Origin of the sequence: Butyrivibrio sp. WCD2001 (assembly GCF_000424485.1) — a bacterium.
In the GTDB taxonomy this organism is placed as follows: Bacteria; Bacillota; Clostridia; order Lachnospirales; family Lachnospiraceae; genus Butyrivibrio.
The window spans coordinates 1-23,157 of record NZ_AUJZ01000025.1 but is presented as its reverse complement, the minus strand read 5'-3'; the positions used below and the strand labels follow the sequence as shown (position 1 = coordinate 23,157).

Below are 23,157 nucleotides of genomic sequence, written 5' to 3'. Positions count from 1 at the left end.
AGAGGACAGGATATGGCAAGAACAGTAATAGTTACCGGCGCGAGTCGCGGAATAGGACGTGAGATTGCGCTGGAATTTTCAAAAAAAAATTACAATGTTGTTATCAGCTATGCCGGTAATGACGAAGCCGCAAAAAAGGCCGAGAGCTTCTGCAGAGAATGCGGAGCTTTGGATGTAACCCTTTTCAAGGGGGATATCTCCGATGAAAATGTGGCTGAGAATCTCGTGAAGGAGACGCTTGAAAAGTACGGACAGGTGGACGTTCTTGTCAACAATGCGGGAATAACCAGAGACGGACTTATTGCAAGAATGAGCACGGAGGATTTTGACAAGGTTATTTCCACAAACCTTCGCGGCGCATTTTTAATGAGCCGATTCGTAACGAAGCCCATGATGAAAAATCGCTACGGAAGAATAATAAACATCTCCAGCGTAGTCGGAGTTCACGGAAATCCCGGACAGGCCAACTACTGCGCAAGTAAGGCCGGACTTATCGGAATGACCAAGAGTGTTGCCAAAGAGCTTGCTTCAAGAAACATCACAGTCAATGCGGTGGCGCCCGGAATGATTGCGACCGACATGACAGGTGCACTCAGCGATGCTCAGAAGGAGAATATAAACGCGCAGATTCCTGCGAAGAGAATGGGCGAGCCTAAGGACATTGCAAATGCAGTTGTTTTCCTTGCGGATGAAAACAGCAGTTACATCACAGGGCAGGTGCTCGGAGTAGACGGAGGAATGGGTGCGTAGGAGCAGAACTTCCTTAGAAAGAGGTAAAGATGAAAAGACGAGTTGTAGTAACCGGCATCGGCACCGTGAATCCCACGGGAAACAGTGTTGCGGAGAGCTGGGACAGCATTAAAAACGGCAAGATCGGCATCGGCGAGATCACCTGCTTTGATACCGAGGGCTATAAAGTAAAGGTGGCAGCAGAGGTCAAGGATTTTGATCCCACCGGAAAAGTTGATAAGAGAGAACTGCGACACACCGCAAGATTTACTCTGCTTGCACAGTGCGCAGCTGAAGAAGCCATAAAGGATTCAGGTCTTTGTAAAAACGCGGAAGGCGACTACAGCTACGATACACCGGTATCGGAGATTGCAGCAGACAGATGCGGAGTAATCATTTCAAGCGGAATCGGCGGTCTTGATGAGATTGAAAAGAATCACAGCAAGTCACTCGATAAGGGCAACGGATTTGTAAGTCCTTTCTTTGTGCCCATGTCCATTACAAATATGGCAGCTGCCCGCATAGCGATTGCTCACGGCTTTAAAGGTATGTGTACCTGTCCCGTAACAGCCTGCGCAGGTGGCAGTAACGCAATCGGAGATGCTTTCTTCAGAATCAGGGATGGCTACGAGGATGCCATGATCTGTGGAGGTACCGAGAGTTCAATAACGCCTCTTGGAATCGCAGGATTCCAGAACATGAAGGCTCTTTCAGAGACTACAGATCCCGCCCGTGCAAGCATTCCTTTCGACAAGGACAGAAACGGATTTGTAATGGGTGAGGGAAGCGGAATTCTCGTGCTCGAGGAATATGAGCATGCGAAGAGCCGCGGAGCTCATATCTATGCGGAAATCGTTGGCTACGGTAGTAACTGCGACGCTTATCACATCACATCTCCCGCACCCGGCGGAGAGGGCGGCGCTGCCTGCATGAAGCTTGCAATAAAGGATGCTGGCATCACAGAAAGCGACATCGATTACATCAATGCACACGGTACCTCCACCAGCCTAAACGACAAATATGAGACAGCTGCGATTAAGACCGTGTTTGGTGAAAAAGCTAAGGACCTCTACGTATCTAGTACCAAGTCAATGACAGGTCACCTTCTCGGAGGTGCCGGCGGAGTTGAAGCGGTATTTTGCGTAAAAGCCCTTGAAGACAGCTTTGTTCCGCCAACAGCGAGTCTCAAAGAGACAGATCCCGAGATGGATCTTAACTACGTTCCCGGCAAAGGAATCGAGAAAGAACTTAACTACGTACTTAGCAACAGCTTGGGATTCGGCGGCCACAACGCCTGCCTGATCTTCAAGAAATATAAATCATAATGCCTTCCCCCTTTTTGGGGGAAGGTGTCAGCGGAGCTGACGGATGAGGGGAGACTCATGGAAAAATTAGAAATACGCGAAACCAAAAATTCACTCACCGCCGAAGAGATAGCACAGATATTACCGCACCGCTATCCCTTCGCCCTGGTGGATAGAATCATAGATCACGAGCCCGGAGTGTGGGCCATCGGCAGAAAGTGCGTAAGCATGGATGAGCCCTTCTTCCAGGGACATTTTCCGGGAAAGCCCATCATGCCTGGAGTCCTCATAATTGAGGCACTTGCCCAGACAGGAGCCGTAGCAGCTCTTGCACTTCCGGAGAACAGAGGAAAGCTTGCACTTTTCGGCGGCATAAAAAATGCGCGCTTTAAAAGACCCGTTACCCCGGGAGATGTGCTTGAACTTCGCTGTGAAATGGTCAGATGCAAAGGCCCTGTGGGTGTAGCGGAGGCCGAGGCACTCGTGGACGGTGTTACAGTAACGAAGGCAGAAATTACCTTCTCGATTGTGTGATATAATTGAGAAAAAATATTCAAAGGATTTCTGCCCATGTTTGATTATGCAATAAGTCATATTTATGACAAGCTCCGTCTTCATTTGTACATGAAGATATATTCACGTTTTGAAAATCGCGAGGCGACACTCTCAGCAGTTGAGACCTTCAGTATGGAGGTCATCATGGCGATGGAGGAGCCTACGGTTGCTCAGTTTGCTAAGATGCTTGATATCTCATCTCCGAATGCTGCGCACAGAGTCAAGTGTCTTGTAAATAAAGGCTATGTTGAGAAGGTTCAGTCCCCGGAGGACGGAAGAGAATTCCACCTTCGTCCCACTAAGAAGTATTTGGACTTCTGCAAAATCAATGAGGACTATCTCAAGATCATCATGAAAAGATGCGAAAAGCGCTTTTCCAAGGAGGACTTTGCGAAGCTCAACGAGATGCTGGATATCATCAACAATGAACTGATGCCGGAGCTTGACATAGAGGAGTTTAAAAAACAGTGGGGAAATTAAAATGAACATACGTGGTAAAGAGCTCGCCCATGGAATCATTCAGGGCGGAATGGGGGTTGGAGTATCCCTGTCATCACTTGCGGGTAGTGTCGCAAAGGAAGGCTGCATGGGAGTGATAAGCTCTGTGAACATCGGCTTTAATGAGCCGGATTTTATGGAAAATCCGTTTGAGGCAAATATTCGTGCACTTAAGGAGCACATCAAAAAAGCTAAGGAGATATCCAAAGGCAACGGCCTTATAGGCGTAAATATCATGGTCGCGGTGAGCCACTATGAGGAGACTGTGAAGGCAGCCATAGAAGCCGGCGCGGATGCAATCATATCCGGTGCAGGACTTCCACTTAAGCTGGCTGAACTTGTTAAGGGAAGCGATACACTCTTTGCACCTATCGTATCCAGCAAAAGAGCGGCAATGCTCCTTTGCAAAAGCTTTGTAAAAAAGGCCGGAATTCTCCCGGATTTTCTTGTTATAGAAGGCCATCAGGCCGGCGGACATCTCGGCTTTTCCGCTGACGATTTAAGTAATGACACCTGTCAGCCTAATCTCCAGATATTAAAAGAGGTTAAGGAAGCGATAAAACCCTTTGAGGAGGAGTTTAAAAAGAAGATTTACGTCTTTCTCGGCGGTGGAATTTTTGACAGTAAAGATGTAAAGGAAGCTACCGAAGCAGGCGCCGACGGAGTTCAGATAGGAACCCGCTTCATTGCCACAAAGGAATGTGATGTGGACGAAGCCTTCAAGCAGGTGATCGTTGACTCCAAAGAGGAAGATATCCGCATCATCAAAAGCCCTGTGGGAATGCCGGCCAGAGCTATTTACACACCTCTCTTACAAAAACTTGATGAAGGAAAATCCTTCCTTGCAAAGAGGTGCAACAGCTGCTTAACAGCTTGTCCCAAGGGCGACAACATCCCCTATTGCATCAGCAGAGCACTAATCGCTGCTGCCCACGGAAATAAAGAAGAAGGCCTCTTTTTCTGCGGAGAGAACGCTCCCAGAGTAAAGGACATAGTAACTGTAAAAGAATTGATTGATGAACTGACATGCGTGCAGCCACTGTAAAAAACTACAGTGGCTGCTTTTACGTGAGCTGTCAGCACGTTTTATGGAGAAGATAATAATGAAAATTGTCTGTTCAATAATTATTTAAAGAACTCAAGATCTTCTTTTAGTTCATCTGCAAGTCGCTTAAGTTCTACGGAAGCATCCGCAAGTCTTGCTGTTTCTTTGTTGAGTTCTGCCATGGAGCTTGAGGTTGTTTCTGCGGAGGCGGCATTTTCCTGAGATATCGCGGACAGATTCGTCATAAGATCAACGACTGTCTCTCCGGAGGTCTCACAGGATTTGGCCTGATCAAGTACATCCACAACAGATTCCTTGGTGAAATCGATGCCGATACTTACGTCTTCGAATATGTTGCTGGTTTCATCAATACTGGTTTTCTGTTCGTCAATAAGCTCTGTCACTTCATTGATAGTAGCGACGGTCTTATTAGACTCCTCGGAAAGGTTATGAATTATATCTTCTATTATCTTAGTAGACTGATTGGTCTGATCAGCCAGATTTGAGATTTCGCTTGCAACTACCGCAAAGCCGCGTCCCGCATCACCTGCTCTTGCTGCTTCTATGCTGGCATTTAAAGACAAAAGGTTAATCTGGTCAGCAACAGATGCAATAAGGGATACAGCTTCCTGAATTTTTCCAACGGACTCATCGGTCTTGTGAACCTGTGAAACAATCCTTGTAAAAGCATCGGTGGTTGAATCACTGGAACGTGTCAGATTAGTCATGTTGCTATTGGCTTCTTTTCCGCTGGTACTCATGCTCTCAGATTTATCGGAGAGATTGGATACACTGTCAAGAATCTGCTGGATATTGTTTCTGATATCAACAACCTTCTGAGATGAAGTCTCGATATCCTTTGCCTGTTCTCCTGCGCCCTTTGAGATTTCACTTATTGTCTCACTGATTTCACCTGCAACCTGTTTGGTCTTTGAAGCACTTTCCTCCAGGTTGAGTCCTGTATCGGCGAGGATATCACTTACTTCCTTGACTTTATCGATTGTACCCTCAAGTGTATCCAGGAAGTTATTGAGACTTGAGGCAAAATCGGCAAATTCGTCTTTTCCTGAGTCATTTGCTCTTGAGGAGATTTTTCCGGAGGCAATCTCTTCAATAGCGGACTGGAAAGATTTAACACTCTTATTTATTCCAAGGCTGATGCGGCCAAGTATGATCAGCAGCACAACCACACTTATTATCAAAACGACGAGAATAATGACCGTCACACTGGATCTGACAGAATTCATATCATTTACTGCTTGCCCCTGAACACTTTCCGATAATTCTGAAAGAGCAGTGTTTATCGCAAGATTGTCGGCCTTAAGGGCAAGTGTCTGTTGGTCGGTTGTCTTTAGCTCCTCGAACAGAGCCTTTTTCGAATTAAGAAATCCTTGAGATATTTCCGCCAGAGAAGGATCTGTCGTATATTTCGGAATATTTTCCTCTATCTCTGCCATAAGAGCTTCGATATCCGAAAGATTTCCGGAAACATCTTTTCCCTCAACTACAAGCTTACTGTAAGTAGCCACCATGCTGTCGAGGTTTTCAAGCTCGGAAGCAAAGCCATAGATGCCTGAAATAGCGCCGCCGTATTTGTAGGCGACACCGGGAGTAATTATGGAAGGATCGATGTAAAGCTCATAATAAAGGTCGGGGTAGTTTTCCATATCATAGTCGACGACGGAAATAGCTGTTGAAACTTCTTCCCAGGTAGCATTTGCTTCATCGTATTTAGCGTTTACCTTAATTGCTGTTTCACCGCCGAAATCAGCGAGTTCTGCGCTTTCAAGACCATCCCCCGACATCTCAGCGATCTCCATCTGTGACAGATCAAGAGGGAGCTCCTCGGAGCCGTTCATAAGCTTGATGCTTTTGATATAGTAAGCGCCTTTATATGTAAAGGTTCCACCGACACGGAAAATCAGATTGTTACGCTTTCCTGCCTCAGGCAGAGCATACTTGTAAATCATTTTGGTATAGTTTTTACCGTCGACTGACACAGAGCTTCCGCCTTCACCGAAAGTGGCATCAATCCAGTGTATTTCAATCCAGTCGTTGTTGTTGACAAGACTTGTAAAACTGTCCGCAAGGTCCTGGCTGGATTTTGTATATTCCTGATATTTTCCCGCTGAAGATTCATAGCCGCGGGAGGAATGGATTTTCTTTAATTCGTTATAGTTAGATTTACTCTTATCTACATTGCTGATAATGGCTGAGATGGATTCCTGGTACCCGGGACCTGCTATAGTTTGCAGTTTTCCGCTTTTTTGACCCATTTCATCAAGATTGGTGAGAGTGGCATCCAGGTAATTTTCATCAACATAATATTGGTAAAGCGCATCATTAGCCAGATTCTGCGCCTGAAGTACGTTTACTTCATCCACAAGAGATACAATTTCACTATTCTGAGCGTTCTTATTTATTGATGTAGCACCGACAACACCGATTATAAGAGCTGCCGCTATTCCAAGGACACCCATGAAAAGTATCTTACCTTTTACCGATTGAAAGAAATTTCCTTTACTGCCCGTTTTTTTGTTTGTGTTTCGAACCTTGCTCATAGTAATATACCCCCGTATAATATTGAGAAGTGAGTGCATATAATAAAGAATTGATAATTAATTGTATGCTATTAATATAAAAGTTAACAACGTATGGAAAGCTAAAAGTTTTCTAAAGAATTTGTTAAGTGAAGTACTGTAAAAAATAAATCAAAAATCAATATCTGCAGGGAATACAATGAAAAACAGAGTTCTATTTTTATACATAATCGTGGCTATAATACCGCTGCTGATCATGGACGTGGCGGCTCTCGGAGCCATCGTGAGATCTGAAAAGAGAGAAAGAATTCATGAGATGGAAAATGCCGCAAGCGCAATCCAGTACACGCTGGCGAATGAGCTGGATAGCGCGGATAAGTTGACTCAGAGTGTTTATACAAATAAATACATCTATGATTTCATCGACCGCCATTACCAGTCGGGACTTGAATACTATGAAGCGTATTACTCATTTTTCGAGGATACTCTTATCGACATGGTGGATGGGGCAAACAATATATCCTACACATTCTATGTGGACAATGACAGTATTATTAACGGAGCGCAGTTCCAGAGACTGGAGACAGCCGAGGGGCAAAGCTGGTATGAATATATAATGGCGAGCGGCAGAAAGCTCGGACTCATGTTTGACTATGGCGGAGCGATCACCAGCGTCAGGGAGGATGAGAGAAGAGTTTATTTCTATGAGATACTGGATATGTACGATCACAGATCCAGGAATCTTCTCCTTGTAAATATTGATTACAGCTATTTGAGCAAGCTTCTACAGAATACAAATTACGATCTGGACGTCTATGTCTGTGACGATGAAAAAATCCTCATGTCCAATAAGAGCGAGATAAATGTGGGAAAACCGTACGAGAGCATAAAGACCCTTGAAAATATCGGCTATGTCAAGGAGTTCCAGGCGTTTAACCAGCAGCTCACAATCCGTGTTGCAAATAAAAACGGAATGGGACAGATGTGGATAAGCAGATGGGGAATGCAGCTTTTATTTCTTGTTATCATCAATATACTGCTTCCGATTTTCGTGATTTCGAGGATCAGCCGATTTGTATATTCCTACAGGCTCAGAGAGCAGGAGATGATTGTGACGAGGCAGCATGCGGAGCTACATGCGCTGCACAGCCAGATCAATCCGCACTTTCTTTTCAATGCTCTTGAGAGTATTCGCATGCACAGCATTATTAAGCAGGAGACCGAAACAGCGGAGATGGTTGAAAAACTGGCAAAGCTTCAGCGCCAGTACACCGAGTGGAACGAAGACAACATTTCGATAGAAAAGGAATTGTCCTTTGCGGAGAACTACCTTGGGCTTCAGAAGTACAGATTCGGAGACAGGCTTTCGTACTCAATTGAGGCGGATGATGACTGCAGAGCTTATCTGATACCGAAGCTTACTCTTGTTACTTTTGTTGAAAATGCCTGCATTCACGGTATTGAAAACAAGAATAAAAACGGATGGATTTTTGTCCGCATATTCAAAAAGGATGAGAAGCTCATTATCGAAATAGAGGATACCGGAAGCGGAATGTCCGCTGAGGAGACGGAGACTCTTCTTCATAAGATGAGAGATGCCGATATGGAACTTTTGAATGAGCCGGGAAGAGTCGGCATTGTCAATGCGTGCCTTAGACTTAAGATGATGACCGATAACACTGTGGAATTCGAGCTTGAGTCCGAGGAGAGTGTTGGCACAATCGTTTCAATTGCGATTCCGATAGATAAGCTTATAAGCTGACAATTAACGAGAGGATTTACGTTTTATGCTTAATTTGTTACTGGTGGATGACGAGCCGTTTATATTGCAGGGACTTAAGGTCCTTCTGAATTACGAGGACGAGGGATATGAAGTCTATACCGCTTCGAATGGTCAGGATGCGCTTGATCTCATAAAGACTACAAATATTGATCTTATTATTTCCGATATCAAGATGCCTGAAATGGACGGCTTAGAGCTCCTTGCGAATGTCAGGGAGCGCTATCCCGACATATATTTTGTGATACTTAGCGGCTATGCCGAATTTTCCTATGCGCAGAAGGCGCTTCACTACGACTGCGCGGAGTACATATTAAAACCGGTTGAGAAGGATGCCATATTGAAGGTCCTTAGGAAGGTCGCTGCGAGCAAGGCTGACAAGGTTTTTGCGCAAAGACGAAGTATGGAGAGAGAGAAGGCCTTTTTTGACCAGAATCTTAAGGCTGCGCTCATGGGCAGGTACAGCAATGATAATATCGGATATCTGAAAAAGCATCTGCCGGAAAATGAGGATATGTGCTATGTCGGAATTGAACTTTCGCCCAGTCTCGATCAGGAAGAGGTATCCGATGAGGAAAAAGCAGCTTTCCTTGATAAGCTTCTTTTGGTGACTCAGGAGGATATGAAGGCAAATTCAGAACTTGTAATTAAGGATGCTTTTGGTGAAGAGAAGATCTATGATATAGGATTCTTGTTCCATGAAGCGCTTGCAAAGGATCAGAATCTTTCACCTGAAAGTTACCTGCGAGAGATGCTCGGACGAATCGAGAGAGTATGCGATTTTCCCATAACAATGCTTGTCGGCAAGATGGTGCGCGGAATTGAAGCTATATCAAAATCATACACAACGGTGCGCATGCTTCATTCACTGCAGGGATTTCGCGAGAGCAGAGACATCTACTTCTATGAGGAGGAGTATCAGATCCGCGACAACGGAATAACTCTTTGTAAAAAACAGCTCGATAATCTCATAGCAGCAATTGAACTTAATGAGAAAATTCAGATAAGACAGCGGGTAGACGAGTTCCACGAAGAAATGTTAAAGACCGGAATAACCGGGAAAACCATGAATCTCAATATCAACTATCTTCTTTTCCAGCTCATTCATATAGCCAGTGAGCAGGACAGCGATGTTAACCAGGAGGAGATTCTGCGCCTTATTTCAGAGAGCAGTTTCGAGGAAGGTATAAGCCGCGGAAGTAAAAGCCATCTGTACAGAATGTCCTGTGAATACGGTGATTATCTTGCGCAGCTGCGCAAAAACGTATCCAAGGGTGTTTTGGCGGATATTGAAAATGAGGTTAGGGAGAACTATGCAAGTAACCTCACATTAAAAGAGCTCAGTGAAAAATATTATGTTAACAGTGCGTATCTGGGGCAGCTTTTCAGAAAAAGATATAAATGTTCCTTCAAGGATTACCTCAATCAGAAGAGGATAGATGAGGCATCGCTCCTTCTTCGAAAGACTGATTTAAAGATTTATCAGGTGGCTGAAAAGGTCGGATACCGCGATGTAGACTACTTTGTTAATAAATTTATCGAGGCCAAGGGTTGTACCCCGGCAAAATATAGAAAACAGGAACAATAATTTTTCGGGGTTTTATTAATAATTTATCCCATGAACTTAAAACCGTATTTTTGTAAAATGCTAATCATTAAGAAAAGGAGGATTTCTAGTATGAAAAAGAAAGTGGTTAGCATTTTGATGGCAACATGCATGCTCGGTGCTACACTTGCTGGTTGCGGCTCTAACGGCGGCAATGATGCAGGTACAACAACTGATGCAGGCACAGCTACAGAGTCTGGTTCAGAAGCTGGTAGCGAAGATGCAGGCAGTGCAGACGCAGGCAGCGAAGATGCAGGCAGTGCAACATCTGACGGTGAGGTTACAGACTTCACAATGTTCATCACAATGCCCGGTTCAGAGATCAATGATGACAATGAAATTGCTCAGATGATCGCTGACAAGTATGGTGTAAAGGTTAAGGAAACATGGCTTACAGGCCAGACAGCTTCCGAGGCTACAGGTACACTTATTGCAGGTGGTGAGTATCCTGATTTCATCGATTCCGATGAAATGAATCTTTTGATCGATGCAGATGCACTCATTCCCCTTGATGATTACATCGACCAGTATCCTGAATTCAAGGAGAAGTGGTTCACAGAGGAAGAGTGGGAGAAGTTCCGTCAGCCTGATGGACACATCTACTGGATCAATCCTTTCGGAAATACAAAGGGCGAAACAAAGACAACAACTCATAATGACGAAGCATTCTGGATTCAGGTAAGAGTTCTTGAGTGGGCAGGATACCCGAAGATCGAGACACTTGATCAGTACTTCCAGCTCCTTGAGGATTACATTGCAGCTAATCCTACAATGGAAGATGGTACAGAGAACATTGCTTACACAATCCTTTGCGAAGACTGGAGATACTTCTGCCTTGAGAACGCAGGTCAGTTCCTTGCAGGATATCCCAATGACGGTTCTGTAATCGTTGACAAGACAGACATGACAATCAAGGATTACAACACATCTGAGGATACTATCGCATACTTCAAGAAGCTCAACGAAGAGTACAAGAAGGGCATGATAGATCCTGAGTCCTTCACTCAGACATATGATGAGTATATTGCTAAGCTTTCAACTGGTCGTGTTCTTGGTATGGTTGACCAGTGGTGGGATTTCGCTAACAACGTTAACGATTCTTACAAGCAGACAGGCCTTGATGCTAAGGGCTGCAACTATGTTCCGCTTGGACTTACAACAAAGCCCGGCATGGAGAACAGATGGCATACATATGATGACACAGTTAACCAGGCTTCAGGTATCGCTATTACAACAGATTGTAAGGATCCTGATAAGGCCTTCAAGTTCCTTGTAGATTGTGCAATGGACCAGGAACTCCATGATCTCAGATTCTGGGGTGTTAAGGGCGTTGACTATGAAGTAGACGACGACGGATTATACTACCGCACAGATGAGCAGAGAAAGAACTGGGCAGACACATCATATCAGGCTTCACACAGATGTCAGTATTCATACTTCCCTCAGTGGCATGGTACATCTGATGATGGAAAGAATGCTAACAAGCCTGAAGAGCAGCCCTCCGAATTCATGTATGATATGGCTGAGCCTCTTAAGGCATGCTTCGATGCTTATGGTGCAACAACATATCCTCAGCTGATCGGTTCTGTACAGGAGACAAACGGACCTTGGTTCCCGATGTACTCATACTCTAACAACTTCACAACTGAGACACCCGGTGGTGTAGCTTGGGCTAAGATGGGTGAAGTTAAGCATGAGTGGCTTCCTAAGGTAGTTATGGCTGACGATTTCGAAAAGGGATGGTCAGATTACATGGATGCTTACAATGCATGCAAGCCTGAGGACTTCCTTGGCGAGATGCAGGAAATTCTTGATACATTCAAGTAATAAAAAGCTAGATATTTTTACTAAGAGAATATTATAAAAAGAGGAAAAGGCGGTAAACGCGATTCATATAATGTTTACTGCCTTTTTCTTAAGAAAAAAAGAGATATAGTTCTTGCAGAAAACCTAATGAGGAGTGTCTTATGGCTCGAAATGAAAATATGAAAAAGGACAAGAAGATCACAATTAAAGAATTGAAACGTCAGAAATTTCTTCTGGGTGTGTCATTCTTTGTTGTGCTGTACGGTATTATATTCTACTACCTGCCTTTAGCAGGCTGGATTATGGCTTTTGAGAATTACAAGCCTAAAAAAGGATTTTTGGGATCTACCTTCGTAGGACTTGCGAAGTTTAAGTTCCTATTTGAAGATGAAGTATTTATTAAGGTTATAAGAAATACCTTTGCAATGGGTGTGATCAACCTTGTAACAACAACGATAATGGCAGTGCTTTTTGCAATTGTCTTAAATGAAGTAAGAAGAGGATGGATAAAGAAACCTATTCAGACAATATCCTACCTTCCGCACTTCTTATCATGGATTGTTGTTACCAGTATTCTCCATGTATCTTTGTCATCAACCGGTATTATTAATGACCTGCTGATGAGATTTGGATTTATTAAACAGGCAATCAACTTTTTTGCGCACCCCGGTTATTTCTGGCCGATAGTTGCATTTGCAAACTGTTGGAAGGAGACGGGATGGAACGCAATAATCTATCTTGCAGCCATCACAGCTATAGATCCTGCTTTATATGAAGCAGCATCCATCGATGGAGCAGACAGATTACAAAAGATCAGATATATTACTTTCCCGGGTATAAAGCCCACATTCATGATTCTTCTTCTTATGAATGTCGGTAACGTACTTAATGCAGGTTTCGAAGTACAGTACCTGCTTGGTAACGGACTTGTACAGTCTGTATCACAGACTATCGATATCTATGTACTGAAATGGGGTATTTCGCAGAACGATTACTCTCTTGGTACTGCTGCTGGTTTGTTTAAGAGTGCTGTAAGTATTGCAATCATCGTTATTGCCAACGCTATTGCTAAGAAATACAGCGAGCAGAGATTATTCTAAGGGAGGAGCAAAGCGATGAACGAAAAAGAGTATAAAGTAAGAAGACCGGTGAGTGACGTCATATTTGAGATATTTGTCGTAGTGTTCCTTTTCCTTTTTGTAGTAATAACACTTTACCCTGTACTCAATACGGTTGCACTTTCATTTAATGATGGTATTGATGCTGTAAGAGGCGGTATCTACTTGTGGCCTCGTAAGTTTACAATGAAAAACTATAATACAGTATTTGCCATGCAGAACATTTGGACAGGTGCCAGAGTAACAGTATTAAGAACCGTAATTGCAACACTCACTTCACTTTTTGCAAATGCACTTCTTGCATTTGTAGTAAGTAGAAAGAGATTTTTATTTAAGTCCCAGCTTTCACTTTTCTGGGTTATCACAATGTATGTAAACGGTGGTATGATTCCTACATTCCTCCTTTACAAGAATCTTGGACTTACAGGAACATTCCATGTATACTGGGTTCCCGGCATGATCAGTGCTTTCAATATGCTGGTTATGAGAACTTACATGGAAGGAATTCCGGAAAGTTTGGAAGAATCCGCACAGCTTGATGGTGCAGGATACTGGACAATCTTCAAGGATATCATTTCTCCTTTAAGTAAGCCCGTTTACGCAACAGTTGCTCTGTTCATTGCGGTATGGCAGTGGAACTCATGGTTCGATGCAATGCTGTACAACCGTATGAAGACAGAATACACCACACTTCAGTATGAGTTGATGAAGTTGCTGTCATCAGTAATGCAGCAGAGTGGTAGTGCAGATAGTGCTAAGAATGGTGCCAACACCATTACACCTATCACAATCCGTGCAGCAGTTACAGTTGCAACAATGCTTCCTATCGTACTTCTGTATCCTTTCCTTCAGAGGTACTTCGTTACCGGTCTTACAATCGGTGGCGTAAAGGAGTGATACTAAGACCATTACACCTTATGGTGTAAATAGATAATACTTTCCTTATATGCGAACTCCGCATCGGTTATGGCCGGTGCGGAGTTTTTTGTTTGGGAAACGAATCAACCAGATGACTCTCAAAATCGACAATGTTATGCCTTGACCTATTTGCCCTCTATTATGTTTGTGGTTTTCACTTGTTTAAGGGGTGTCACAATAAAACAGGCAATTTCGGTCTGATTTGTTGTACGGAAAAAATGGCGAGACAACAAATTGTTATGAATATAGCTACATTGTTGCATGATAAAATGATTGGAACAACAATACAATATAAAACAAGATGATTTGTTGCATGAAAAAAATGCAGGCACAACAAATCAACTACAATCTACCTGATTTGTTGTTCGAGAGAATTTTCGAGACAACAAATCAGGTTAATCATGAAGAATTTATTGTCAGGGTAAATCCCAGACCACAATAAAGCAGGCTGACAAAATATAACAAAATAAGCAGTTCTATTTTACAATATTAACTATTCTAAAAGGCGCTTGTATATTCTATACTCGTTAAAGGAGGAGTGAAATTCTATATTTTTTCATAATATAATAGAGCACGACCTTGGAGGAAAATTTCGAATGGAAGATAAGATTGTAATGGGCTACTGGGACTGTCCGTCCTGTGGAAGTACAGGAATACCCGGAAAAACTTATGACTGTCCGAATTGTGGAAGACAGAGGGGAAAAGAGACCAAGTTTTACATGAAGTCCGGGCCGGTGGAATATGTTCCGGGACACAAGGTTACGGGAGCAGACTGGTACTGTGAATACTGCGGAGCGCTTAACACTGCGGAAAGAACTACCTGTGAAAACTGTGGATCGCCGAAGAGCGACAGCAAAGATGATTACTTTTCACTGAAAAAACCAAAGCCCGAAGTAAAGCCAAGCAGTACTCAGAACAACACGACTTCTGCGCCGGGAAACAAAGGATCGTTCTCAAGATTCCGCTTAATCGGGATTATCGCAATCGCTATTCTCATTATAATCCTGATAAACAGTATAGTTTCGAGACCGAAAAATTATACCTTTGATGTAAAGACCCTGACCTGGGAAAACTCCATTGATATCGAGGAAAACAAAACTTTCCGGGAGTCGGACTGGAATCTTCCAAGCGATGCAAGACTTGCCTATACGAACTGGGAAATCCGAAGCTATGAGTCGGTGCTTGACCACTATGAAACAGTGACAAAATCACGGCAGGTTCAGGACGGAGGGCATTACGAGACAAGCTATTCGGATAACGGAGACGGAACTTTTACAGAGCATAACAATTACGTTCCGGATTATACGACTGAGTATTACACGGAGGAGGAACCCGTTTACAGGCAGGAACCCATCTATGATACGAAATACTATTATGATATAGACAGGTGGGTTGATGAACGAACCGAGACGACCACGGGAACTGACAAGAATCCCTACTGGCCAACTCTCAATCTCACTGACAAGGAAAGAGAAGCCGGAAGGTCATCAAAGTATACGATGAGCGGTGAACTGAATTATAAGTCATTTGGAAAAAGTAAGAAAAAGACTGAAGAATACACGATAGATGAGTCCACTTGGAAAGAATTAAAACCGGGAGATAAGCTCGATGTAACAATAAAAGACGGCAAGCTTGTCGAGTGGAGCAAATAAAAATAATCCCAGCCCAAAGTAAATAAAAATAATCCCAGCCCTACGATTTGTTTAAGGGGCTGGGATTTTTAGATCAAGGCTCTTTTTCTGTAGCATTACGCTGATGTCGCTATCCATTTTGTAGATCAGGACATCATCTACCTCTTCGGTTGGGCCATTCGACAGGTGTTGGACGGCAGTATCAATATCATAGCACCATACTTCATCAAACTCTGCGTTTCCCCCGATATGATCGAAATGATCGTGTGAATTCACTACTATTATGGGAAGATCTGTTAGTTCTTCCACAAGAGGACGTATTTTTTCAATTCCTAGTCCGATATCCAAAAGCAGTGCTTTTTCTTTTCCGAGAATCAAAAAGCTGCAGACATCCTGCTCATAGGGTATTTCAAAAAAAGCATAGACATCTGACGGTAACTCGTATACAGAAAACCAGTCACTGTCAGTCTCCACTTTGTTAAATATGCTCCATTTCTCGTCAAGAGTTTTCTGCCATTTACTATATTCTTGCTTTAGATCCTCATTTGGATCAGCCGATGCTCTGCAGGCACACAGAAAAACAGTCAATAGAAACAGTGGTATAAGACGCAAAAAGCTTTTTCTAAAATAAGTCATAAAATTCCTAATCATAACCTTCTTAATTCCAAAATCTTCTTTTTGATTTTCAGCATTTTTGTACATGAGAATAGTATAAACTCTCCCTTTGCTTAAGGAGGCATATTTATAATTTTTTACGATAAATCTGATACATTTTTCAGAATACAAGGTGAGTTCAGCACTTTGATGCAAGGTATGCCTTCCCTGTATATGCTTGTTGTAATGTTCCTTTCTGAACACCGCGGGAGTGCAGCCATTCTTTTCCCTGAAGCACTGTGTGAAATAGCTCTGGGAATTAAATGCAAGAAAACTGCCTATTTCAGCGCAGGAGTAGTCTGAAAAACGCAGCATGTTTTCTGCAACTTCAAGCTTACGGAACAGGATGTACTCTGACACAGTATAGCCTGTTTCTTTTTTGAATAGAGTTGAGAGATAGTTGTTGTTAAGTTTTATGGAATTTGCAAGATCATCCAAGCGTATGGTTTCGTGTAGGTGCTGATCTATATTTCAGATGCAAGAACGCTCTTCGCGATACACCAGCTGAACTTATATGTAACGATTCCATGCAGTGATTATATGAAGCGTATGAAGCGTTTTTGACACAGACTATTTTTGCATCAAGTAACTGCCGCGATTTCTTTTTTGGGAAGTTGCGGCAGTTATATGTGGATAAATCTTCTACCGCAATTACAATTCTGGAAGTTTGAGGCAGTCAATTGTGGCATCATAATTCTGCCACATTATCAATATTTCTCTTTTGAGGCAGATAATTACATGTACAAATTACTGCTGCAAACATGATTTTTATATATTGTGGCAGTATATGGATTAAAAACACCACTACCGCAAGTATAAATATTTGTGATTGCGGTAGAATTTGTCACCCAATGCGTACTGCTGATACTATGCATTATCGGTTTTGCAGCAGATAATACTATATAAGATGAGCGATCTAAATATTTTCTGAGAAAAGTTAGCAATAACTAACGAGAAGTGTTATCATTAAGATATTCAAAGGGAAAAGTATGGAGTAACGGAAATAGTAGGAGTGTGGACATCAAGGAAGCGTAGTGCTATGGTTCATAGTTAGCAAATGCTAACATGAATAAAGGAGGATGATATGAAAGCTGATTATAAGAATTGGGTACCAAAAGGAATGGTATTAGGGACATTGGCTGTAACATGTGTGTTGCTTGTGATAGCTATGATTTTGGGGATTAAGTCAGTTCTGGGAATAGTATTTCTGGTGCTGATGGTGTTGTCTGCGCTGGGGACATTATGGATGTTCCTTATGTACAAGGCTTTTTCCTATAATGGAACAAGACAAATGTCCAGGCATATCATTGAAGGAGTATCGTCATACGTTAAGATTCCTGACGGAGGTAAATGCCTTGATGTCGGATGTGGAAGCGGCGCTCTGAGTATTGCCTGTGCCAAGAAAAATCCGGGAGCCCAGATCATTGGCATAGACAGATGGGGAAAAGAGTATGCATCCTTCAGCAAAAATCTTTGCGAAAGTAATTCCGTAGCCGAAGGCGTAAATAATACATCCTTTCAGCAGGGAGATGCCTGTAAGCTGGATTTCAATGACGAGTCATTTGACGCAGTGACAAGTAATTATGTATATCACAACATTCCAAGTAAGGACAGGCAGGCAATCCTTCTTGAAACATTAAGAACACTTAAGAAAGGCGGCACTTTTGCTATTCACGATATTATGTCTAAATCCAAATACGGAGATATGGAGAGCTTTGTAGAGAAGCTTAAGACTATGGGATACGAAGACGTTAGACTTATTGATACAACAAATGGCATGTTCATGAACAAGTGGGAGTCCACATGGATGGGACTTACAGGCTCAGCAATTCTTATGGGGAGGAAATAAATATGGGACTTTATAAAAATTTTGTTAGTCAGACAAGAAAACCTGAAGGCTTTCTAGGACAGATGATGGTTAACGGTATGAACAGCGGTCATGCCAAGATGGCAGACTGGGGCATGGCACATCTTAAGACCATTGCACCGGAAGAAATTCTTGAAGTTGGTTGCGGCGGAGGAAGAAATGCGCACGCACTTATGGAGAAGTATCCTGCATCAAAGCTGACAGCCATTGATTATTCTGATGTTTCGGTTGAAAAGGCGACAGCATACAATACGGATATGATCAAGAAAGGACGTTGTAAGGTCCAACAGGGAGATGTTTCTAAACTAGGAGTGGAGGCTATATGAATGCGATTATAGCAGGACTTATGTGGTCTGTTTTGTGGATAGGATATATATTTGTTGTTCTCAAATGGTATCCGTGGGAGTTACTTCATGATTATCCTGAAGATATTAAAGAGGCAGCGACACTTCCTGAACCTACAGATAAACAGAAAAAGCAGGCAAAACTTGTGTGTGGAATCATATGTCTTGTGATATTTGGATCACTGCTGGCATTTGGACTGACAAAATTTGCCTCTGCTCAGACACCTTTCCTCATGGTACTTATTTACATTTTTATCTTAGGTATGACATGGAATGCTATAGATCTTCTTGTCATGGACTGGATTCTTGTATGTTTAATCACACCTAAGATTGTGGTTATTGAGGGAACAGAAGGCTGTAAGGGATATAAAGACTATATGTTCCATTTTAAGGGATTCCTTATAGGATGCGTATATACAGCGATAATGGCAATTGTATTTTCGGGGATTATTTATGGGATATTAAAGTTTTTTATCTGGTGATTTGCTGGGGGACTGAAAAAATGATTAAGATGAGAGGATTGTCGGAAACAGAGGTTAAGATATATGTATCATATTGAGAAAAACACTGTACAGGAAACACTGATTATACCGCTGTTTGGAAGAAAAGTATGCTCGGAACATTTTCCAGATTTATTTAAGGATCCTGAGGCAGAGCGTATTTGCTCTATGCTGGATTATGATTTTGAAGAAAAGGGCAAGAAGATGGAGAGCACAGTAGGACTGTTTGGCGCACTTGAAGTTGCTCAGAGGCAGTATGATCTTGCATGGGAGGTAAAGGATTATCTAAAGAAACATCCGGATGCAGCGATCGTAAATCTTGGGTGCGGATTGGATGATACGTTCAGAAAATGTGATAACGGAACTTGTAAGGGTTACAACATAGATATGCCTGATGTGATAAAGGTCAGGAATGAGATCCTTCCTGCAGGAGAGAGGGAGAATAATCTAGGATACGATCTTAATGATGATTGCTGGATGGATGAAATAAATCCGTCGCATGGTGTTGTTTTCTTTGCATCAGGTGTTTTCTATTATTTTAAGACTGAAGCTGTAAGAGAGTTGTTCCAAAAGATGGCGAAAAGATTTCCCGGTGCGGTTATTGTATTCGATTCCTGTAACCGGCGCGGTGCAAAGATGATGACTAAGACATGGCTGAAGGAAGCGGGAATATCGGATGTGAATGCGTTTTTCTCTATTGAAGATAAATCTGAAATAGAAGCGTGGAGTAGTAATTTCGCATCTGTAACTGCGCGGAGTTACATGAGGGGATACAGAGATATCTATAACGAAGTCGGTTTCTTTCATAAGCTTATGATCAAGTTCTGTGATAGCCTGGTTAAAATGCAGATCATAAAGATTACGTTTGGGTGAGGTGGCTGTGGTGATTATTATGATCCAGCTGATTTTATATTGCTTATTGTTCACTGTAATGGTTAAGTACGCAGTAAGAGGCGGTGCTATTGATGGTTTGTATTTCTATCCAAAACCGGTGCAGGAGAGGGCTTTTGAGATAGGACTGACAACAAGGGAAATCATGCAGAAAAAACGCAGGATTTTTATGACAGAGTTATTGTGGCGGGAATTGTAGTGGTTTTGTTTTATAGGACATGAAGATGAATAAAAAGATAAAAGCCTATTCCGGGCTTACAAGGCATGTGGAGTTTATTAGGCACTCGGATCTGTCAGACGGGCCATCATGCCATGACGAGGTAATACGAAAATGTTAAAGAACTACATGAAAGAAGGACAAAAGCTACCTTTATTTGGAGTTGGACCATATATAATCTATGGAATTGCCATGGTAAATGTTGTGGGGATTATCCTATTTAGCTATGTCTTTGAGATAGGAATTTTGTATGAACCATGGATTCTCATATTTCGTATTGTTGGTGCATTGCTCATTGTGTTAGGAGCAGCTGTTTGGTACATAGGTGCGCTTCGCTCGGATATGGATGACTCGATAACGGAGAACAGACTTCAAACCAAGGGAATATATTCCTGGGTAAGAAATCCCATGTACAGCGGTTGGTGGATTGCTTTATCAGGAATAACCTTGATGTGGCACAATGTATGGCTACTCCTTTTCCCGATTATCGATTGGTTGATCATGACAATAGCTTTGATCAACACAGAAGAAAAGTGGCTCCTGGATTTATACGGAGAAGAATACGCAGAGTATAAGAAAAATGTGAACAGATGCATTCCGTGGTTTCCGAGGCGTGTGGATATAAAAAGAGGAGAATGAAATGAGAATACTTGTATATGGTGCAGGAGTACTAGGGGGGAACCTTGCGAACAGCCTATACAGGCAGGGTAAAGAGGTAACACTCCTTGCTCGCGGCAAATGGTATGAAGAGATAAAACGAAATGGTCTCAGTATACATCACTATTTTGGCAGGAAGATCAATGTGAAGATACCTGTGATCAATGAACTGAAATCAGATGATATATACGACGTTATTTTTGTAGTGGTCAGATATACCCAGGTGGACAGTGTTGTTGAGGATCTAAATAACAATGGCTCCAAGAACATAGTATTTGTTGGGAACAATCTCAAGACAGACGAACTCACAAAAGCACTATCGGAGAAGTCAGTTCTTTTTGCATTTGCAATGTCTGCAGGTCACAGGGAAAAGAGCTATATCAGATCTGTAACACTGAATAAGATAACTGTAGGTAATTTAAAAGCTTCCTGTATGATTTAAACAGGGATTGACCTAAAAAGAATACCTCAAGTAAAGTTGGATTGTTACTGACCTGGCAGTTGGTAATAATCCAAAACTACAAGAGGTATCTTACATGAATGCTAAAGCAAATGAAAACAAAAATCAAGTAAACAAAGCTTTCTCGGTGATAAACACTTTATCAGCCGAAGAAAGACAGTCAAGAATCGATGATCTTCTCAAGACAATGCAGGCTAAGACCTGGCATGATCTGGAAGCATCAGGAAAGTTTGATAAGAATGCCAAGCTCTCTTTTATATCGGAGGACATGCTTATAGTAGGATGCGATATAGGCAGTGAAACTCATTATCTGAGAGCTATAGATATACGAGGCAGAGAACTCAGCAAAAAACCATTTTCATTCACGAATAATGAAGAAGGATTTGAAGCTGCAAAGGCATGGATGGTTGAGCTTGCTGCAGTAAATGGCAAAAAGCAGATAGTATTAGGACTTGAGCCTACAGGTCATTACTGGTTCTGTATAGCGACATGGCTTATAAGCAATGGTATCAGTGTTGTACAGGTAAATCCATATGCAGTCAAGCAGACAAAGGAGGTTGAAGACAACAGCCAGTTAAAGGATGACAGAAAAGATCCCAAAGTAATAGCAAATCTGGTAATGAACGGAAACTATGGTATGCCATATCTTCCAGAGGGCATATACGCAGATCTGCGTAGTCTCTCGCTTCTAAGGAGTCAGCTTACCGAGAATAGGATCCGTTGTGCAAACAGGATGCACAGGCTAATGAAAATACACTTTCCTGAATATAAGGACGCATTTGGAAGAGTGGATGGAAGTTTTGCTTTAGAAGTATTAAAGATTGCACCATTTCCAAAGGACATAGTTGCATTGGGTGAAGATGGCATAAGAGAGATTTGGCACAATGCTAAGCTAAGAGGACGCGGCTATAGCAGGGCAGCTGAACTATTCAGATATGCCAGTACAAGCGTGGGAAGAAATGAAGGCGCAGAATACGACAGAGAAGCTGTCAGATGGTTTGTGGAAGAAATGCTCTCTCTAGATGAAAAGCTGACCACAATAGAGGCAGCTATAAATACGAAGTGTATGGAAATACCACACGCTGAAAACATTCTTGAAATATCTGGTCTGGGTCAGAACATAGTTGCAGGGATCATATCTTCAATGGGGGATATTGATAGATTTGACGATGTTAAGGAAATACAGAAACTAAGTGGATTAAACCTTGTTGCATGCAGTTCGGGCAAGCATAATGGCGAAACAAAGATAAGCCACAGAGGACGCAAAGAACTGCGAACCTGGCTGTTCCAAGGAGCTAAATCAGTTGTGGCTCATGCTGAAGAATTCCAGTTGATACATGAGTACTACACTACACGGCCCAAGAATCCGCTAAAGAAGATGCAGTCGCTGATAGTCATAGCGTGTAAGCTTCTGAGGATTATATATGCAATCCTCAAGAAAGGCGTTACTTATGACCCTCAAAAGATGCTTGATGATATCAAGAGATTTGAGAATGCTGAGATAGTAGCTGCATAAGTAAGAATCACATTTCCGGAATCCTGCCGAGCTGTTGAATACAGTTCGATAGCTGAGCAGGGTTCCGGATGGTAACCCATTAACAGTAGGGGGAATCTCCTACAAAAACTACCAACATATGTCTTTGATGGATTGCGTCCACCGTTTGCCGGTACCATTCAAGACATAATAGGTCAGTTAGTAAGTACCAAAGACAAACAAGAGCTGTAGCTGGCGGGAGTTCTCTCCATAGGGCATAGACCCTGTTTGAAAGCTTTGCTGGCACTTGGTGTATGAATAGGTGGGACGAAGGAAGTTGGGACACGATCCCTTTAGACACGGAAGGTTCACCATCATGGTTGATCAAAGGGAAAATAGCCTTTATAGAGCAAACAAAGGGATGCTTTATTAGTGCTACCTTCAATCAGCTATTCAGTATATGATATATGACTATTCATCACCTCTGGCTCCTGTTAAAGAGGTATATCAACAAACAAAAAGCTCATAAATACTGAAATTTGAGCTTGAAATTATAGGAAGGA

At 42.4% G+C, this 23,157-nt stretch carries 21 protein-coding genes; 19 read left to right on the top strand and 2 right to left on the bottom strand.

Translation table 11 applies throughout. The annotated features are described in order from the left end of the window. Window positions 1-12: 12 nt before the first annotated feature. The 5 genes from fabG to G630_RS0115720 all read left to right on the top strand — a co-directional run bounded on the left by fabG (window position 13) and on the right by G630_RS0115720 (window position 4,131). A complete protein-coding gene (fabG, locus tag G630_RS0115740; RefSeq protein ID WP_022762452.1) occupies window positions 13-750 on the top strand; it encodes a 3-oxoacyl-[acyl-carrier-protein] reductase in 738 nt (245 codons plus the stop codon). Between the two features lie 29 nt (window positions 751-779). Continuing rightward, a complete protein-coding gene (fabF, locus tag G630_RS0115735) occupies window positions 780-2,054 on the top strand; it encodes a beta-ketoacyl-ACP synthase II (RefSeq protein WP_026499141.1) in 1,275 nt (424 codons plus the stop codon). A 57-nt stretch (window positions 2,055-2,111) separates the two neighbouring features. Further along, window positions 2,112-2,567, top strand: a complete 456-nt coding sequence (fabZ, locus tag G630_RS0115730; protein ID WP_044928720.1) for a 3-hydroxyacyl-ACP dehydratase FabZ — start codon at window positions 2,112-2,114, stop codon at window positions 2,565-2,567. Between the two features lie 90 nt (window positions 2,568-2,657). Beyond that, window positions 2,658-3,068: a MarR family winged helix-turn-helix transcriptional regulator gene (locus tag G630_RS0115725; protein WP_242829947.1), complete on the top strand. Its 411-nt coding sequence runs from the start codon at window positions 2,658-2,660 to the stop codon at window positions 3,066-3,068. Window position 3,069: 1 nt separating this feature from the next. Further along, window positions 3,070-4,131, top strand: coding sequence for an NAD(P)H-dependent flavin oxidoreductase (locus tag G630_RS0115720; protein ID WP_026499139.1), 1,062 nt, complete (start codon window positions 3,070-3,072; stop codon window positions 4,129-4,131). An 80-nt stretch (window positions 4,132-4,211) separates the two neighbouring features. Here G630_RS0115720 and G630_RS0115715 read toward each other — a convergent pair whose 3' ends face one another. After that, on the bottom strand, window positions 4,212-6,692 hold the full coding sequence (locus G630_RS0115715) for a methyl-accepting chemotaxis protein (protein ID WP_026499138.1): 2,481 nt from the start codon (window positions 6,690-6,692) through the stop codon (window positions 4,212-4,214). 178 nt (window positions 6,693-6,870) lie between these two features. Between G630_RS0115715 and G630_RS22255 the strand changes: the two genes are divergently transcribed. The 6 genes from G630_RS22255 to G630_RS0115685 all read left to right on the top strand — a co-directional run bounded on the left by G630_RS22255 (window position 6,871) and on the right by G630_RS0115685 (window position 15,551). After that, on the top strand, window positions 6,871-8,433 hold the full coding sequence (locus tag G630_RS22255) for a sensor histidine kinase (RefSeq protein WP_044959533.1): 1,563 nt from the start codon (window positions 6,871-6,873) through the stop codon (window positions 8,431-8,433). Between the two features lie 25 nt (window positions 8,434-8,458). Further along, on the top strand, window positions 8,459-10,039 hold the full coding sequence (locus G630_RS0115705) for a response regulator transcription factor (protein ID WP_026499137.1): 1,581 nt from the start codon (window positions 8,459-8,461) through the stop codon (window positions 10,037-10,039). A gap of 90 nt (window positions 10,040-10,129) precedes the next feature. Further along, on the top strand, window positions 10,130-11,884 hold the full coding sequence (locus G630_RS0115700) for an extracellular solute-binding protein (RefSeq protein WP_022762460.1): 1,755 nt from the start codon (window positions 10,130-10,132) through the stop codon (window positions 11,882-11,884). Between the two features lie 140 nt (window positions 11,885-12,024). Beyond that, window positions 12,025-12,963 carry an ABC transporter permease gene (locus tag G630_RS0115695; protein WP_026499136.1) on the top strand — a complete coding sequence of 313 codons (939 nt, stop codon included), beginning with the start codon at window positions 12,025-12,027 and terminating at the stop codon, window positions 12,961-12,963. A 15-nt stretch (window positions 12,964-12,978) separates the two neighbouring features. Next, window positions 12,979-13,878 (top strand): carbohydrate ABC transporter permease, encoded by a 900-nt coding sequence (locus G630_RS0115690; protein ID WP_022762462.1) that lies wholly within the window; start codon window positions 12,979-12,981, stop codon window positions 13,876-13,878. Between the two features lie 617 nt (window positions 13,879-14,495). After that, window positions 14,496-15,551 (top strand): zinc finger Ran-binding domain-containing protein, encoded by a 1,056-nt coding sequence (locus tag G630_RS0115685; protein WP_022762463.1) that lies wholly within the window; start codon window positions 14,496-14,498, stop codon window positions 15,549-15,551. A 51-nt stretch (window positions 15,552-15,602) separates the two neighbouring features. Here the strand turns inward: G630_RS0115685 and G630_RS23845 are convergent, their stop codons facing one another. Continuing rightward, complete coding sequence (locus G630_RS23845) at window positions 15,603-16,652, bottom strand: helix-turn-helix domain-containing protein (RefSeq protein WP_256379755.1); 1,050 nt, start codon at window positions 16,650-16,652, stop codon at window positions 15,603-15,605. Between the two features lie 616 nt (window positions 16,653-17,268). On the opposite strand from G630_RS23845, the gene G630_RS0115675 reads away from it, so the two are divergent. The 8 genes from G630_RS0115675 (at window position 17,269) to G630_RS0115640 (ending at window position 22,636) form a co-directional block, all read left to right on the top strand. Continuing rightward, window positions 17,269-18,033, top strand: coding sequence for a class I SAM-dependent methyltransferase (locus G630_RS0115675; protein WP_026499134.1), 765 nt, complete (start codon window positions 17,269-17,271; stop codon window positions 18,031-18,033). A 2-nt stretch (window positions 18,034-18,035) separates the two neighbouring features. Beyond that, window positions 18,036-18,377, top strand: a complete 342-nt coding sequence (locus tag G630_RS22245; protein ID WP_022762465.1) for a class I SAM-dependent methyltransferase — start codon at window positions 18,036-18,038, stop codon at window positions 18,375-18,377. Next, entirely contained in the window at window positions 18,374-18,877 is a 504-nt protein-coding gene (locus tag G630_RS0115665; protein ID WP_026499133.1) for a hypothetical protein, read from the top strand. Before G630_RS22245 ends, G630_RS0115665 begins: the two co-directional genes overlap by 4 nt. 63 nt (window positions 18,878-18,940) lie before the next feature. Then, entirely contained in the window at window positions 18,941-19,768 is an 828-nt protein-coding gene (locus G630_RS0115660) for a class I SAM-dependent methyltransferase (protein ID WP_026499132.1), read from the top strand. A 58-nt stretch (window positions 19,769-19,826) separates the two neighbouring features. Beyond that, entirely contained in the window at window positions 19,827-19,985 is a 159-nt protein-coding gene (locus tag G630_RS0115655) for a hypothetical protein (RefSeq protein ID WP_242829946.1), read from the top strand. 132 nt (window positions 19,986-20,117) lie between these two features. Next, the gene (locus G630_RS0115650) at window positions 20,118-20,642 is read left to right on the top strand and encodes a methyltransferase family protein (RefSeq protein WP_044959531.1); all 525 of its coding nucleotides are present in this window, start codon (window positions 20,118-20,120) and stop codon (window positions 20,640-20,642) included. Window position 20,643: 1 nt separating this feature from the next. Further along, window positions 20,644-21,102, top strand: coding sequence for a ketopantoate reductase family protein (locus G630_RS22240; RefSeq protein WP_049946258.1), 459 nt, complete (start codon window positions 20,644-20,646; stop codon window positions 21,100-21,102). A 94-nt stretch (window positions 21,103-21,196) separates the two neighbouring features. Further along, window positions 21,197-22,636 carry an IS110 family transposase gene (locus G630_RS0115640; protein ID WP_081667803.1) on the top strand — a complete coding sequence of 480 codons (1,440 nt, stop codon included), beginning with the start codon at window positions 21,197-21,199 and terminating at the stop codon, window positions 22,634-22,636. The last annotated feature ends 521 nt before the right edge of the window (window positions 22,637-23,157 follow it).

Bases quoted from the DNA above. Each gene is read 5' to 3' on its own strand.
- G630_RS0115695 (WP_026499136.1), top strand. From the start codon at position 12,025: ATGGCTCGAAATGAAAATATGAAAAAGGACAAGAAGATCACAATTAAA.
- G630_RS0115715 (WP_026499138.1), bottom strand. From the start codon at position 6,692: ATGAGCAAGGTTCGAAACACAAACAAAAAAACGGGCAGTAAAGGAAAT.
- G630_RS0115705 (WP_026499137.1), top strand. From the start codon at position 8,459: ATGCTTAATTTGTTACTGGTGGATGACGAGCCGTTTATATTGCAGGGA.
- G630_RS0115685 (WP_022762463.1), top strand. From the start codon at position 14,496: ATGGAAGATAAGATTGTAATGGGCTACTGGGACTGTCCGTCCTGTGGA.
- G630_RS0115675 (WP_026499134.1), top strand. From the start codon at position 17,269: ATGAAAGCTGATTATAAGAATTGGGTACCAAAAGGAATGGTATTAGGG.
- fabZ (WP_044928720.1), top strand. From the start codon at position 2,112: ATGGAAAAATTAGAAATACGCGAAACCAAAAATTCACTCACCGCCGAA.
- G630_RS0115660 (WP_026499132.1), top strand. From the start codon at position 18,941: ATGTATCATATTGAGAAAAACACTGTACAGGAAACACTGATTATACCG.
- G630_RS22240 (WP_049946258.1), top strand. From the start codon at position 20,644: ATGAGAATACTTGTATATGGTGCAGGAGTACTAGGGGGGAACCTTGCG.
- G630_RS22245 (WP_022762465.1), top strand. From the start codon at position 18,036: ATGGGACTTTATAAAAATTTTGTTAGTCAGACAAGAAAACCTGAAGGC.
- G630_RS0115725 (WP_242829947.1), top strand. From the start codon at position 2,658: ATGAAGATATATTCACGTTTTGAAAATCGCGAGGCGACACTCTCAGCA.
- G630_RS0115640 (WP_081667803.1), top strand. From the start codon at position 21,197: ATGAATGCTAAAGCAAATGAAAACAAAAATCAAGTAAACAAAGCTTTC.
- fabG (WP_022762452.1), top strand. From the start codon at position 13: ATGGCAAGAACAGTAATAGTTACCGGCGCGAGTCGCGGAATAGGACGT.
- G630_RS0115665 (WP_026499133.1), top strand. From the start codon at position 18,374: ATGAATGCGATTATAGCAGGACTTATGTGGTCTGTTTTGTGGATAGGA.
- G630_RS0115690 (WP_022762462.1), top strand. From the start codon at position 12,979: ATGAACGAAAAAGAGTATAAAGTAAGAAGACCGGTGAGTGACGTCATA.
- G630_RS0115650 (WP_044959531.1), top strand. From the start codon at position 20,118: ATGTTAAAGAACTACATGAAAGAAGGACAAAAGCTACCTTTATTTGGA.
- G630_RS0115700 (WP_022762460.1), top strand. From the start codon at position 10,130: ATGAAAAAGAAAGTGGTTAGCATTTTGATGGCAACATGCATGCTCGGT.
- G630_RS22255 (WP_044959533.1), top strand. From the start codon at position 6,871: ATGAAAAACAGAGTTCTATTTTTATACATAATCGTGGCTATAATACCG.
- fabF (WP_026499141.1), top strand. From the start codon at position 780: ATGAAAAGACGAGTTGTAGTAACCGGCATCGGCACCGTGAATCCCACG.
- G630_RS0115720 (WP_026499139.1), top strand. From the start codon at position 3,070: ATGAACATACGTGGTAAAGAGCTCGCCCATGGAATCATTCAGGGCGGA.
- G630_RS0115655 (WP_242829946.1), top strand. From the start codon at position 19,827: ATGGTTAAGTACGCAGTAAGAGGCGGTGCTATTGATGGTTTGTATTTC.